The sequence below is a fragment of the Cellulosimicrobium sp. NPDC057127 genome, from assembly GCF_042670945.1.
GTDB lineage: Bacteria > Actinomycetota > Actinomycetes > Actinomycetales > Cellulomonadaceae > Cellulosimicrobium.
Map to the genome: position 1 here is coordinate 23,723 of NZ_JBHUUP010000014.1, position 14,271 is coordinate 37,993.

General features: G+C 74.5%; 12 protein-coding genes. 7 read left to right on the forward strand and 5 right to left on the reverse strand.

Translation table 11 applies throughout. The features are described from left to right. Positions 1-75 precede the first annotated feature (75 nt). Positions 76-480, reverse strand: coding sequence for a VOC family protein (locus tag ACFTZA_RS13765; RefSeq protein WP_378195777.1), 405 nt, complete (start codon positions 478-480; stop codon positions 76-78). Between the two features lie 213 nt (positions 481-693). Between ACFTZA_RS13765 and ACFTZA_RS13770 the strand changes: the two genes are divergently transcribed. Together ACFTZA_RS13770 and ACFTZA_RS13775 are read left to right on the forward strand one after the other, a co-directional pair. After that, entirely contained in the window at positions 694-3,501 is a 2,808-nt protein-coding gene (locus tag ACFTZA_RS13770; RefSeq protein WP_378195780.1) for an AAA family ATPase, read from the forward strand. An 84-nt stretch (positions 3,502-3,585) separates the two neighbouring features. Continuing rightward, a complete protein-coding gene (locus ACFTZA_RS13775) occupies positions 3,586-4,452 on the forward strand; it encodes an alpha/beta hydrolase (protein WP_378195783.1) in 867 nt (288 codons plus the stop codon). 7 nt (positions 4,453-4,459) lie between these two features. Here ACFTZA_RS13775 and ACFTZA_RS13780 read toward each other — a convergent pair whose 3' ends face one another. Then, complete coding sequence (locus ACFTZA_RS13780; RefSeq protein ID WP_378195786.1) at positions 4,460-6,991, reverse strand: ATP-dependent DNA ligase; 2,532 nt, start codon at positions 6,989-6,991, stop codon at positions 4,460-4,462. 204 nt (positions 6,992-7,195) lie between these two features. On the opposite strand from ACFTZA_RS13780, the gene ACFTZA_RS13785 reads away from it, so the two are divergent. Next, positions 7,196-7,897, forward strand: a complete 702-nt coding sequence (locus ACFTZA_RS13785; RefSeq protein WP_378195973.1) for a GTP pyrophosphokinase family protein — start codon at positions 7,196-7,198, stop codon at positions 7,895-7,897. Positions 7,898-7,900: 3 nt separating this feature from the next. Here the strand turns inward: ACFTZA_RS13785 and ACFTZA_RS13790 are convergent, their stop codons facing one another. Then, positions 7,901-9,436, reverse strand: a complete 1,536-nt coding sequence (locus tag ACFTZA_RS13790; RefSeq protein WP_378195789.1) for a multicopper oxidase family protein — start codon at positions 9,434-9,436, stop codon at positions 7,901-7,903. Positions 9,437-9,501: 65 nt separating this feature from the next. Further along, positions 9,502-9,921: a hypothetical protein gene (locus ACFTZA_RS13795; RefSeq protein WP_378195792.1), complete on the reverse strand. Its 420-nt coding sequence runs from the start codon at positions 9,919-9,921 to the stop codon at positions 9,502-9,504. Positions 9,922-10,075: 154 nt separating this feature from the next. Here ACFTZA_RS13795 and ACFTZA_RS13800 point away from each other — a divergent pair, with 154 nt between their 5' ends. Further along, positions 10,076-11,296, forward strand: coding sequence for a sensor histidine kinase (locus ACFTZA_RS13800; RefSeq protein ID WP_378195795.1), 1,221 nt, complete (start codon positions 10,076-10,078; stop codon positions 11,294-11,296). Next, positions 11,293-11,952 (forward strand): response regulator, encoded by a 660-nt coding sequence (locus ACFTZA_RS13805; protein ID WP_378195798.1) that lies wholly within the window; start codon positions 11,293-11,295, stop codon positions 11,950-11,952. The genes ACFTZA_RS13800 and ACFTZA_RS13805 overlap by 4 nt, the downstream gene beginning before the upstream one ends. Before the next feature lie 22 nt (positions 11,953-11,974). On the opposite strand, the gene ACFTZA_RS13810 is transcribed toward ACFTZA_RS13805, so the two are convergent. After that, positions 11,975-12,301: a DUF1905 domain-containing protein gene (locus ACFTZA_RS13810; protein ID WP_378195801.1), complete on the reverse strand. Its 327-nt coding sequence runs from the start codon at positions 12,299-12,301 to the stop codon at positions 11,975-11,977. Between the two features lie 153 nt (positions 12,302-12,454). Here ACFTZA_RS13810 and ACFTZA_RS13815 point away from each other — a divergent pair, with 153 nt between their 5' ends. Together ACFTZA_RS13815 and ACFTZA_RS13820 are read left to right on the forward strand one after the other, a co-directional pair. Continuing rightward, positions 12,455-13,501 carry a Ku protein gene (locus ACFTZA_RS13815; protein WP_378195804.1) on the forward strand — a complete coding sequence of 349 codons (1,047 nt, stop codon included), beginning with the start codon at positions 12,455-12,457 and terminating at the stop codon, positions 13,499-13,501. A 53-nt stretch (positions 13,502-13,554) separates the two neighbouring features. Then, complete coding sequence (locus ACFTZA_RS13820; protein ID WP_378195807.1) at positions 13,555-14,061, forward strand: VOC family protein; 507 nt, start codon at positions 13,555-13,557, stop codon at positions 14,059-14,061. The last annotated feature ends 210 nt before the right edge of the window (positions 14,062-14,271 follow it).

Here is a 14,271-nt window from a genome sequence, read left to right on the forward strand (position 1 = left end):
ACCGCTCGGGTGGGCGCACGATTCCCGGGCCGTCGACCAGCCCGCCCGCCCGCCCGCCCGCTCGCCGGCCGCCCGTCAGCCCTCGAGCGCGCTCGCGTCCATGTGGAGCACCTCCCACTGGTGGCCGTCCGGGTCGGCGAAGCTGCGCGAGTACATGAAGCCCTCGTCCTGCGGATCCTTGACAGGGGACGCGCCCGCGGTGAGCGCGGCGTCGGCGAGGCGGTCGACGGCGGCCCGGCTGTCGGCCGACAGGGCGTTGATCACCTCGGTGGTGGTCGTCGCGTCGGCGATCGCCTTCGTCGTGAACTGCTTCGCGAAGGGCTCCGTGAGGAGCATGACGTAGATGCTGTCGCTGATCACCACGCACGACGCGTTCTCGTCCGTGAACTGCTCGTCGACCGAGTACCCGATCGCGGTGTAGAACGCCTTCGAGGCGTCGAGGTCCTTGACGGGCAGGTTGACGAAGATCTGCGTGCTCATGGTGGTCCTCCGGTGTCCGGTCCCGGCCGCGCGGCGGTGCGTCGCGACCTCGTGCGGTGTCGCGGGGTAGACGGGGGGACACGGCCGGACTCATCGGTGCGTGCGGATCCGGTCGAGGGGTGTCCACGCGCAGGTCATGACCGGTAGCCTCCGGCGCAGGCGCGGTCGACGGCTGCCGCGCCCCGGCGCGCTCCTGGCGGAAGGGCTGGCGGCATGACGGTCGGTCTCCTCGGGCGGGGCGACGAGCTGGAGCGGCTCCGCGCGGTCGTGGACGAGGCGCGGACGGGCTCCGGCCGTGCGGTCGTGGTGCGCGGCGAACCCGGCATCGGCAAGACCGCGCTGCTCGCCGAGGCCACGCGGTCCCTGCGCGGGGTGCGGCTCGTGCGCGCCGACGGGTACGAGGCGGAGTCGTCGATCGCGTACGCCGCCCTGCACCGGCTGGTCGCTCCCTGGCGCGACGCGACCGACCGCCTGCCGGCACCGCACCGCCAGGCCCTGCGGACCGTCCTCGGGCTCGACGCCGGGCGGGCCCCCGACCGCTTCGGCGTCGGGCTCGGCGTCCTCGAGCTCCTCGCGGCGTTGGGGCGCGACGGGCCGCTCGTCGTCGTGGTCGACGACCTGCACCGGGTCGACGCCGAGTCCGCCGCGGTCCTCGCGTTCGTCGCCCGGCGCCTGGGCGCCGAACCCGTGGCGGTGCTCCTCGCGTGCCGTGACGACCCCCGGCTCGACGCGACGACCGCCGGCATCCCCACGCTGCTCCTCCAGGGTCTCGACGCCGAGTCCGCCGCGCGGCTCCTGGTCTCCCGGTTCGACGAGCACGTGGACCCGCTCGTCGTGGCGCGCGTCGTGCGGGCCACCGGAGGCAACCCGCTCGCGCTCGTCGACCTCGCGCACGACCTCACGGCGCGCGAGCTCCACGAGTCCGGCCTCGCCGAGGAGCCGGTGCCCGTCGGGCGCCACCTCCAGGCGCACTACCTGGCACAGGTCCGCGGCGCAGCCCCGGACGTACGCACCTGGCTGCTCGTCGCCGCCGCGGACTCGACCGGCAACCTCGACCTCGTGCGTCGGGCGTGCACGGGGCTGGGCGTCGCGCCCGGGGCCGCGGAGACCGCGGAGGAGCTCGGGCTCGTGGAGCTCGGCACGACGGCGACGTTCCGCCACCCGCTCGTGCGCGCCGCCGCGTACGGGGCGGCGCCGGGCGGTCAGCGACGCCGGGTGCACGCGGCGCTCGCGGCCGCCGCGCACGCCGACGGCAGCGCGGAGCTCGCCGCCTGGCACGCCGCGCGGGCGACGGTGGGCGTGGACGCCGACGTGGCGGACCGTCTCGAGGCGGTGGCCGACGCGGCCGGCGCGCGCGGCGGATTCGTCTCCCGCGCCCGCGTGCTGGGCCGCGCGGCCGAGCTGACACCTCCGGGGTCGCAGCGCGACCGCCGACGGGTCGCGGCGGCCGAGGCGGCCGTGGCGGCAGGGGCCGCCCGGATCGGGGCGTCGCTCCTCGACGACCTGCCGAGCGGCCTGGCCCGGAACGACGCCGACGCCGACGTCGCGGCCCCGGAGGACGGGAACGGGGAGGCGGCCGGCACGGAGGGTGCCGCCGACCGGGTGCTGCGGGCGCGCGTCGTCGCCGTCCGGGTCGCGCTCGGCCTGTTCACGAGCGACCCGGACGTCGTCACCCGCGCGGCCGCGGACATGCTCGACGCGGCCGCGCTCCTGCACGGCACCGACCCGGCGCGCGAGCAGCACGCGCTCGTGCGGGCGTTCGAGCACGCCGTCGCGGCGGACCGTGCGTTGCGCGGCACCTCGCTGCCCGAGCTCGGCCGGCGCCTCGAGGCGGGCGCCGCGGTCCGGCCCGGGCCGACGTCCGACGTGCTGCGCGCCCTCGGCTCCCTGGTGCTGCAGGACCAGGCCGCCGCGGTCCCGGCGCTGCGGCGCGGCATGGCGGCCCTCGACGCGCTGGACGACCAGCACGTGCTCGCGTACGTCATCGCCGGCGCCGCCGTCGCGACCGCGCTGTGGGACCTGCGCGGGCGGGACGCGTGGCTCGCGCGGGTGACGCGCGCCGCGCGCGACGCGGGCTCGTTGCAGGCCCTGGACACGTGCCTGTGGGTCTCGTCGCTCGCGGAGCTCACGGGCGGGACGCCGCGACGCGCCGCCCAGCATCTCCAGCAGGTGCGCGAGCTGCGGCACGCCATCGGCCACGACGGCGAGCACGTCGTCGACGTCGCCCGTCTCGCGTGGGCGGACGCGCCGCGGGACCAGGTGCTGCGGGCGGCGGCGGACGCGCGGCGCGCAGGCTTCGGCGGGGTGGAGGCGTCCGCGCTCGCGGCGCTCGCCGTCCACGACCTCGCCGAGGGACGCTACCGCGACGCGTACGCGACGCTCGCGCCGCTCGTCGACGAGCCGTCCCTCCGGCTCACGCCGCTGCAGGTGCCGGACCTCGTCGAGGCGGCGGTGCGGTCCGGGCGCGCCCAGGAGACGGGGCGGCACGTCGACCGGCTCGAGGCGGTCGCGCGGGCCAACGGGTCACCGTGGGCCCGCGGGACGGCGCTGCGCTGCCGGGCGCTCCTGAGCGAGGGCGAGGAGGCAGGGGAGCGCTTCGCGGCGTCGGCGCGCGCCCTCGACGAGGCGGGCGCCGTCGTGGACGCCGCGCGCTCGCGGCTCCTGCACGGCGAGCTGCTGCGCCGTCGACGTCGTCGCGCTGAGGCGCGCGAGCTGCTCCGCGCCGCCGAGGACGTGTTCGACGCGGCGGGCGCGACGGCGTTCGGCCGGCGGGCCCGCGCGGAGCTCACGGCGACCGGGGCTGGACCGGGCGACGCGCGGGCGTCCCGCCGCTCGCCGCTCACCGCGCGCGAGGAGACCGTGGCGCGCCTCGCGGCCGACGGCGGCACGAACGTCGAGATCGGCGCGACGCTCTTCATCAGCGCGCACACGGTCGACTACCACCTGCGCAAGGTGTTCCACAAGCTCGACGTCTCGTCGCGGCGCCAGCTCCGCGAGCGCCTCGCGGACGGCACGCCCTGAGGGACTACGCGCGACGCGTGGTTCGGGCGCACCCCTTCGTCGAGGACCCTGCGAGGGTCCAGCACCGGCGGAAAGGGAAGCGCCATGACCGACACCGAACGCCCCGCGACACCCATCGGCGCGCCCGGCGGCGCGGCGCCCGACACCGTCGTCCTCGTCCACGGGCTGTGGATGACCCCCCGCAGCTGGGAGGCCTGGGTCCCGTACCTCGAGGCGAAGGGGATGCGGGTGCTCACGCCCGGCTACCCGGGCTTCGAGATCGAGGTGGAGGCGCTGCGCGAGAACCCGCAGGTCATCGCCGACCTCACGGTCCCCGAGACGGTCGACCACCTCGCGGGCGTGGTCGAGGCCCTCGACGCGCCGCCGGTCATCATCGGCCACTCGTTCGGCGGCACGCTCACGCAGCTGCTCCTCGCGCGCGGTCTCGGGGCCGCGGGGGTCGCCATCGACTCGGCACCGCCCGAGGGCGTGCGGGTGACCCCGCCGTCGCAGGCCCGCTCGCTGCTCCCCGCGCTGCGCAACCCGGCGAACCGGCACCGCGCCGTGGGCTTCACGCCCGACGAGTTCCACTACGCGTTCACCAACACGCTCTCCGCGGAGGACTCGCGCGCGGTGTGGGAGCGGTACGCGATCCCGGCACCCGGCGCGTGGATCTGGGACTACGGTCTGCTCGCGAACTTCACGCCGGGCCGTCAGGAGACGTGGGTGGACTTCTCCGTCGACCGTGCGCCGCTGCTGTTCATCGCCGGGGAGAAGGACCACATCATGCCGCCGGCGGTGAACCGCTCGAACGCGAAGCACTGGGAGAGGTCGCCGGCGCTGACCGAGTACGTCGAGCTGCCCGGCCGCGACCACTGGACGTGCGCCGCCCCGGGCTGGGAGGCCGTGGCGGACCGCGCGCTCGAGTGGGCGCTCGCGCACGCGAGGGCGCCGCAGGCACCCGCCGCCTGACCGGACGTCACCCGGCGGGCTGCTCGACGACCACCTCGCCGGGTGACTTGTCCCGCCGCCAGCCCTTCCACACCGGGTGGCGCAGCTTGCCGAGCGGGGTGTCGCCGGGCCCGTCGTCGTCGCCGTCGTCCGGCGGTCCCGTCCACTCGCCGTACGCCACCTCGGCCACGCGGCGCGGCGACACCCACCGCGCGTCCGCCGCGTCCTCGCGCGGCACGCCGACCGCGGCCGGCGTCGAGCGCTCGATCCGGCCCAGCTCGGCGACGAGGTCGCGCCGCTCCGCGTCGCTGAAGCCCGACCCGACGCGTCCCACGTACAGCAGCCGGTCGCCGTCGGGCACGGCCAGCAGCAGGGACCCCACGAGGTGCGTGCGCTCCCCGTGCCCCGGCCTCCAGCCCACGACGACGACCTCCTGCGACTGCGCGTGCTTGAGCTTGAGCCACTGCTGCGACCGGCGGCCGGCGAGGTACGTGCTGTCGCGCCGCTTCGCCACGACGCCCTCGAGCCCCAGCTGCCGCGACGTCGACATCGCCGCGTCGAGGTCGCCGTCGAACGCGGGCGGCACGTGCAGCGGGGCCCGCGCGCCGCCGAGGATCTCCTCGAGGACCTCCCGCCGTTCGTCGTAGGTCCGCCGCGCGAGCGACCGGCCGCCCGTCTCGAGCACGTCGAACACCATGAGGTCGACCTGGACCTTGCGCCGCGCCGCCGCGACGTCCGCCGGCTTGGCGATGTTCGCCCGCTGCTGCAACCGCCGGAAGCTGGGGCGCCCCCGCGCGTCGAGGGCGACGATCTCCCCGTCGAGCACGAGCGGCAGCGCGTCGTCGGGCACCTGCTCGGCGACGGCCTGCAGCTCCGGGTACGTCACCGTCATGTCCTTGCCCGACCGGCTCACCAGCCGCACCGAGCCCGCCGACACCTCCGCGAGCGTGCGGAACCCGTCCCACTTCATCTCGAACGCCCACGCGTCGTCGCCGCCCGCGAAGTCCGACGGCCGCCCCGCGGACGCGAGCATCGGCCGCCAGTCCGTGCGGGCGCGCGTCGCGGATGGTAGACCCGGCGCCCCCTCCTCGGCCTCCGCGTCCCGACCACGATGCGGCCGACCCGACCCCGCAGGCGCCATGAGGTGGATCAGCCAGTTGTTCTCCTCGCCGGAGCCGCCGCGGCCGCGCGTGTGGATGAGCGCGAGGCGGCGGGTGCCGTGCTTCTCGCCGTGCAGCGTGACGATGACCTCCTCGTCGTCGCGCCACTTCTCCAGCTCGTACGTGCCGGCGTCCCAGATGGTCACCTCGCCCGCGCCGTACTCGCCCTGCGGGATGGTGCCCTCGAACGAGCCGTAGGCGAGGGGGTGGTCCTCCGTCTGGACGGCGAGGTGGTTCTTCTTCGGGTCCGTCGGCTCGCCGCGCGGCAGCGCCCAGCTGACGAGGACGCCGTCGTGCTCGAGCCGGAAGTCCCAGTGCAGGCGCCGGGCGTGGTGCTCCTGGATGACGAAGCTCATGCCGTCGCTGGGCGGGGGAGCGTCGTCCGGCACGGGCTCGGGCGTCTTCGCGGCGTCCCGCATGGACCGGTACGTGGCGAGCCGGTCGAACGTCGCCATCCGCTCCGGGGTGGGTTCGAGCGCCGCGAGGTGGCCCGCGGTCAGGGCGGCGAGCGGGTCGCCGATCGTCCGCACCCGCTCGAGCACCTCGTCGGCGTCGAGGTGGCGCAGGTCCCGGTCGTCGAGCTCGTCCCAGGTGCGCGGCGCCGCGACCATGGGGCGCTCGCGGCCGCGCAGCGAGTACGGCGCGATCGTCGTCTTGTTGGCGTTGTTCTGGCTCCAGTCGACGAGCACCTTGCCGCCGCGCAGCGACTTCTTCATGTCGCTGACGACGAGGTCCGGGTGCTCCGACTCGAGGTAGCGCGCGAGCTCGTGCGCGACGGCGGACACGGCGGCCGAGTCCTGCTTGCCGTCGAGCGCGGCGTACAGGTGGATGCCCTTGGAGCCGCTCGTCACCGGGAGCGGGTCCAGGCCCATGCCGAGCAGGATGCGGCGCGCGAGCCGCGCGACCTCGGCGCACTCGGCGAGCCCCGCGCCGGGACCGGGGTCGAGGTCGAGCACGAGCCGGTCGGGGTTCAGGTGCACGCCCGTGCGACCGAACTGCCACTGCGGCACGTGCAGCTCGAGCGAGCCCGTCTGCCCGAGCCAGGTCAGGGTCGCGAGGTCGTTGACGAGCACGTAGTCGTTCGCGCTGCTCTTGTGCTGGATGCGCCGCGTGCGCACCCACGACGGCACGCCCTGGCCGGCGTTCTTCTGGAAGAAGACCTGCCCGTCCGTACCGTCCGGCCACCGCTTGCGCGTCGCGGGCCGGTTCGCGCAGTGCGGCAGCATGACCTCGGCGACGGCGGCGAGGTAGGCGAGCACGTCGCCCTTCGTCGTACCGGTCGCGGGGTAGAGGACCTTGTCGAGGTTCGTCAGCTTGAGCCGGTGGCCCTCGACGCTCACCGTCTGGCCCGACGACCCGCCGGGCGGGCGGGACGTCGTCGAGGACCGGGCGGCGGGCATGGGGCCATCGTGGCGCGCGCGACGGGCGTCCGCGCGCCGGGAACTTCGCGGCCGTGCTGCTCGTGGGACAGTGAGGAGGCGCGGACGACGGACGCGCCGCAGGCGAGGGCCTGGCGGACGAGAGGGAACGACGTGACGCACACGACGGCCGACCGGCCGCTGCCGCCCGACGTGCGGGCGCAGGTCCAGGAGTTCCGCCGCCTGATGATGACGTACAAGTTCGCGATCGACGAGGTGATGACGAAGATCACCGTCCTGCGCGACGAGTTCCGCCACGTCCACGACGACAACCCGATCGAGCACCTCGGCTCGCGGCTGAAGTCGTTCGAGTCGATCGTGGCGAAGGCGCGGCGCAAGGGCGTGCCGCTCACCCCGGAGGCGGTGCGTGACAACCTGTGCGACATCGCGGGCGTGCGTGTGACGTGCAGCTTCGTCTCGGACATCTACCGGGTGCGCGACATGCTCGTCGGGCAGCGCGACATCACCGTCGTCGAGGAGCGCGACTACATCGCGTACCCCAAGGCGAACGGGTACAAGAGCCTGCACCTCATCGTCGAGGTCCCGGTGTTCCTCTCGGACGGCGTCGAGGACGTCGTCGTCGAGATCCAGCTGCGCACGATCGCCATGGACTTCTGGGCGAGCCTCGAGCACAAGATCTACTACAAGTACGAGCGCGAGGTGCCCAGCCACCTCACCGACGCGCTCAAGCTCGCGGCCGACGTCGCCGCGACGCTCGACACCACCATGGAGCGCATCCACGACGAGGTGCGCGGGCTCGACGGCGGCCGCTCGACGGCGCCCGAGGCGAGCGACACGCTCGCGACCCCGCGGGAGATGATCGAGTCGTTCCTGCGGACGGCGGTCGTCATGGACGACGCGCTGCACGAGCGCCGGCACGACGGCTGACCGTCAGCCGTGGGCGCCGTGCCCGGCGTCCCGGCCGACGCGCGGCCCGCTCCCGGGCTCGAACCCGGGCGCCTCGTCGTGCGACCCCTCCGGCGTCGTGATCTCTCCCGCGGTCCCGCCGGGTTCCACGACGACGAGCTGGCCCATCATCCCCTCGTCCTCGTGGCGGAGCATGTGGCAGTGGAACATGTACGGCACGTCCGGGTCGGTGTAGTCGTCGAACCGCAGCACGAGGCGGTACGTGCGGCCCGGCTCCAGGTAGATCGTGTCCTTGGGCCCGGCGAGCTGTGGGGGTGGCGGCTCGCCGTCGACGTCGAGCACGCGGAACTGCACGTCGTGGACGTGGAAGCTGTGCGGCACGGGGTGCGCGTTGCGGACGCTCCAGACCTCCGTCTCGCCGACCGTGACGACCTCGTCGATGCGGTCCATGTCCATGCGCCGGCCGTTGATCTCCCGGTCCGCGAGCTCGAACGTGCGCTCGACGGTCACGTCGTCGGCGTCCAGGGCGTCGTCGGCGGCATGGACCGACGGCCCCCACGACGGCGCGGGCGAGGCCGCGAGATCGTCGGCGGCGCGCAGCTCGAGCACGTCGAACGCCTCCTTGCCGCCCATCGCGAACGAGGCCGAGACGCGGCCCAGGTCGGCGGCGAACGAGTGGAGGCGCGTCGTCTCGCCCGGCGCCATCTCGACGACGACCTCGGCGCGCTCGCCCGGCGCGAGGCGCACGCGGTCGGTGCGCACCGGGCCGTCGAGGAGCCCGCCGTCGGTCGCGACGAGGTCCATCTCGCGATCGCGGAACCCGAGCGCGTACGTCCGCGCCGTCGACCCGTTGAGCAGCCGGAGCCGCACGCGCTCGGTCGTCACCTCGTGGTACGCGCCGACGGTCCCGTTGGTCATGACGACGTCGCCGAGGAACCCGGGCTCGCCGCCGTCGTCGGGCAGCTCGAGCCCGCCCGCGTCGTCGAAGGACTTGTCCTGCACGACGACGGGCACGTCGTCCACGCCGTACGCCGACGGCAGCGAGGCCGCCGCCGACGCGTCGTCGTCGAGGAGGAACAGACCCGCGAGGCCGCGGTACACGTGCTCCTCCGTCGCGCCGTGCGGGTGCGGGTGGTACCAGAGCGTGGCGGCCGGCTGGTCGACCTCCCAGGTCGGGCGCCAGGTGTCGCCCGGTGCGATCTCCTGGTGCGGTCCGCCGTCCATCGCGGCGGGCAGGTGCATGCCGTGCCAGTGCACGCTCGTGGTCTCGTCGAGCGCGTTCGTCACCTCCACGGCCACGCGCTCGCCGCGCGCGGCGCGCAGCGTCGGGCCGAGGTAGGAGCCGTCGAAGCCCCACGTGGGCGTCTCGAGCCCCGGCTCGAACGACGTCGTCCCTTCCTGGGCGGTGAGGGAGAAGACGCGCGTGCCGTCGACGACGCGCGACGGCGCGAGCGGCGGGATCGCGAGCGGCGTCGCGAAGTCCTGCTCCTGGACCGGGTGCACCGACGGTGCGAGGGTGCAGCCGGCGAGGAGCGCCGCGAGGAGACCTGCGACCGCCACCGTGGTCGCACGGGCGCTGCGGGTCGCACGAGCGTGGGGGCGGGTCGGGCGGTCGACGGGGCGCCTCATCGCTCGGCTCCGCCGCGCGCACGCTGCACGGCCGCGGCGACGACGCCGGCCACGGCTCCCCACGCCGTGTCGAGGACGAGCGCCGGCAGGACGGTCCAGGCGGCCCGGTCGCCGTCGACGCCGACGAGCGCGGAGACGCCGGCCGCGACCACACCGAAGACGAGCCCGGCCAGCGTGAGCGTGAGGACGGGACGGGGGACGCGGCCGAGGCCGACGACGCCCACCCACACGAGCGCGGTGACGCCGACGATCGTCAGCGCGCGGCCCGGGCCTCCGGCGTCGGGCGCGAGCAGGGCGGCGAGCGGCCACAGGAGCGCGAGGGAGCCGAGGCCCAGCACGGTGGGCCAGGACAGCCGCGCCGGGGGTGCCGGGTCGGTCGGGCGGGAAGGGCGGGGGACAGGCTCGTGGGAGGTCATGCGTCGACGATGCCGAGCGCGCACCCTCCGGCACATCGGACCCGGGGCGTCGGTCGACCTCGCAGGGCGGCGACGTCTCGTGTCGCCCGGGGGCGACATGACCCTGGTCCCTCGGGCCGATGCCCTCGGGGTCCGCTCTTCGTACGCTGGCGGCATGGCAGCGCGACAGCACCCCGAGGCGGTCCGGGTGCCGGCCCCGGGTGGTCCGCGGGCCGGGGGAGACCCGCGGCTGACCGACGCCGTGCTCGCGGTCGCCATGACCCTCGCGATCGCCGTCGTCATCGCGGCCGACTTCGGCGGTCGGGGGTCGTCCGGACCGGTCGCGTACGCGTTCGCCGTCGGGTTCGGCGTGCTCGTCGCGATCCGTCGTCGCGTGCCGCGCACGATGCTCGTCCTCACGGTGCTCGGCGTCTTCGCCTATTACGCGCTCGGCCTGCCCGTCATCGGCACCGCCCTGCCCGCCGTCGCGGCGCTCTACTCGGCGGCGGAGCTCGGGCTGACGGCCTGGGCCGTCGGGTCGGGCACCGTGCTCGTGGCGGTGTCCGCGTACTTCCGCGTCGAGGAGGGGCAGCCGCTGACCTATTTGTACGGGTACGAGCTCGTGACGAACGTGGCCCTCGTCGCGGCGTCGATCGCGCTCGGCGTCGTCGTGCGGCTCACGCGCGCCGCGCGCGAGCAGGCCGAGCGCGTGCGACTGCTCACCGCCGCCGAGCAGGCTCAGGCCGCCGACCGGCGGCTCGAGGCCGAGCGCGTGCGTGTGGCGCGCGACCTCCACGACGTCCTCGGCCACCACCTCGCGGTCGTCTCCCTGCACGGCAACGTCGCCGCCGAGGCGTTGGGCCGCGACGACGTGGCGGCGCGCGCGGCGCTCGCCCAGGTGGGCGACGCGACGTCGGCAGCGCTGCGCGAGCTGCGCGCGACCGTCAAGGTGCTGCGCGGGGCGGTCCCGGCCGACGCCCCGCGCGGCGCGACGTCGCTGACGGGGCTCGACGCGCTCGCGCGCACCGCGCGGGCCGCGGGACTCGACGTCGTGCTCGACGTCCACGTCCCGCCCGACGCCCTGGACGGTGCGATCGACGCCGCGGCGTACCGGATCGTCCAGGAGTCGCTCACGAACGTGCTGCGGCACGCGAGCGCGCGGCGCGCGACGGTGAGCGCGCACGTCGTCGACGGCCGGCTCGTGGTCCGGGTCGCCGACGACGGCGTGGGTACCGCTGGCCGCGCGGACGGGCCCGAACCCGGACCCGGGCACGGGCAGGGCGTCGCGGGGATGAGGGAGCGCGCCACGCTCCTCGACGGCCGTCTGGAGGCGCGCGACGCACCGGAGGGCGGCTTCGTCGTCGAGGCCGAGCTGCCCGCGAGGCTGACGACGTGATCCGCGTCGTGATCGTCGACGACCAGGAGCTCGTGCGCGCCGGGCTGCGGGCGCTCGCCGTGCACGACGGCGACATCGAGGTCGTCGCCGAGGCCCGGACGGGCTGCGAAGGGCTCGCGCGCGTCCGGGAGCTTCGGCCCGACGTCGTGCTCATGGACGTCCGCATGCCCGAGATGGACGGGCTGGAGGCGACGCGCGCGATCGTCGCCGACGCCGCGCTCGCGGACGTGCGGGTGCTGATGCTCACGACCTTCGACGAGGACGAGGACGTGGTGGCGGCCGTCCGTGCGGGCGCCGCGGGCTACCTGCTCAAGGACGTCTCACCCGGCGAGCTGCGCGAGGCGGTGCGGGTCGTCGCACGGGGTGGCTCGCTGCTGTCCCCGTCGGTCGCGGCCACGGTCATGCGCGCGGCGGCCGGCGGCGCGCCCGTGGTGGTGGACGAGGCGAGGCTCGCGGGCCTGACCGCGCGCGAGCGCGAGGTGCTGGAACAGGTGGGGCGCGGGCTCACGAACGACGAGATCGCCCGCACGCTGTTCCTCAGCCCTGCGACCGCGCGGACCTACGTCAGCCGGCTGCTCACCAAGCTCGACGCGCGCGACCGGGCGGCGCTCGTCGTCCTCGCTTACGAGACGGGGCTCGTGCGGCCGGGGGCGTGACGGGCGCGACCCCGCCCGGACGTCAGGCCACGGTCTCGACGCCGACGCGGACGACGTCGCCGACGTCGACCTTCTCCGCGCGCCGCACGGCCGCCTTCACGGGCAGCACGTACGTCTTGCGGCCCGCGTCCGGGAAGATCGACGTCGACCAGCGGGACCCGCCGAGCGTCACCTCGACCTTGACGGACCCGAAGCCGGCCGGTGGCAGCGGCAGGTCGGCGATCTCGTCGCTCACCTGCTCGGGGAGGGCGAGGAAGACCCAGCTGTCCGTGCGCGCCTGCCAGCGCCACAGCTCCGCCTCGAACTCGAACCGTGTGCCCGCCGCCGTGCTCTCGCCCGTACCCGTCACCGTGCTCACCTCTGCGCTTGCCCGCGAACCGCCCGTCCTGGACCATCATGGCGCGGGGCTCCGACACCGTCCCCCTCTTTCTGCGACAGGGGCTCCGGGTGACGACCGGGGCGAGGGGTCGCGCGAGGGCACCGGGCGCGCCACCATGGACGGATGAGGGCCATCTGGAAGGGTGCGATCACGTTCGGCCTGGTCAACGTGCCCGTCAAGGTCTACTCCGCGACGGAGGACCACGACGTGCCGCTGCACCAGGTGCACGACAAGGACGGCGGCCGGATCCGCTACCGACGCGTGTGCGAGATCGACGGTGAGGTCGTGCCGTACGAGAACATCGCGAAGGCGTACACCGACGGCGAGCAGACCGTGATGCTCACGGACGAGGACTTCGACGCCCTGCCCGCCGAGCGCAGCCGCGAGATCGAGGTCGTCGAGTTCGTGCCGAGCGAGCAGATCGACCCGCTCCTGCTCGACCGCAGCTACTACCTCGAGCCGGACTCGAAGTCGAACAAGGCGTACGTGCTCATGCGCCGCACGCTCGAGGAGACCGACCGCACCGCGATCGTGAAGTTCGCGCTGCGCCAGCGCACGCGCCTCGCCGCGCTGCGTGTGCGCGACGACGTGCTCGTGCTCCAGACGCTGCTGTGGGCCGACGAGGTGCGCGAGGCCGCGTTCCCGTCGCTCGACGAGCCGGCGAAGGTCACCGACAAGGAGCTCGCGATGTCGTCGCAGCTCGTGTCGAGCTTCGAGGCCGACTTCGCGCCCGAGGAGTACGAGGACGAGTACCAGGCCCAGCTGCGCCAGCTCATCGACGCGAAGATCGAGCAGGGCGAGGGCGTCGACGTGTCCGAGACGTTCGGCGAGAAGCCCGCCGAGGCCGAGGGCGCCGAGGTCATCGACCTCATGGAGGCGCTGCGCAAGTCCGTGGAGTCGTCGAAGAGCGCGAAGAAGACCGCCTCCGGCGGGTCGGGCTCGCGAAGCTCGTCGGGCGGCTCGTCGGGCGGGTCGTCCAGCAGCTCGGGCACGAGGGCGAAGGGCGGGTCGTCGCGCAAGTCCGCCTCGACGTCGGACTCCGGGGACGGGAAGAGCACCGCCTCGTCCCGGTCGAGGAGCTCGTCGTCGAAGTCGTCCTCGAAGGACTCCTCGAAGGACTCCGAGAAGAAGACCACGCGGTCGACGTCGCGGAAGAAGGCCTCCGCCTAGCGACCGCGTCGTCGCAGGCCCGATGAGTTCGCCGCGCACGCGGCGTCGGAGCAGTGACGGCCGCACGGGTCGTCGCCGACGACGAGGAGAGCACGATGCGCGCGATCATCCCGAGCCTGTGGTTCGACGGGAACCTCGAGGAGGCCGTCGAGTTCTACACGAGCGTGTTCCCGGACGCGAAGGTGGGCGACGTGTTCCGCCAGCCCGACGGCACGCCCGTCTCCGCGAACTTCGAGATCGCCGGCCAGCGGTTCGACGCCATCAACGGCGGCCCGGAGTTCTCGTTCACCGAGGCCGTCTCGTTCGTGATCGAGTGCGAGTCGCAGGACGAGGTGGACCACTACTGGTCCGTGCTCACCGCCGACGGCGGGCAGGAGTCGCAGTGCGGGTGGCTCAAGGACAAGTTCGGCCTGTCGTGGCAGGTCGTGCCCCTCGAGTTCCTCGCCATGCTGCAGGACCCGGACGCCGCCAAGGTCCAGCGCGTCGTCGACGTCATGATGACGCAGACCAAGCTCGACCTCGGACCGCTGCGGGCGGCGTACCGCGCAAACGCGGAGTAGCAGCGCGCGGCATGCCCGCCGATGGCCGTTGCGCCTGGGTTAACTGAACGCCAATTCTTGACTGACCCTTGCACGTGGTCGGTTCGTCACACTATGTTCGGCGTCACCATCCTCGGCTGAGAACAACCTGAGAGTCGCGCATGGGGCCAAGTCCGCAGGGGGCGTTTGGCTTCGGTCTCCGTCCGGCGCTGTCGCCGGGCGCTGCGTACG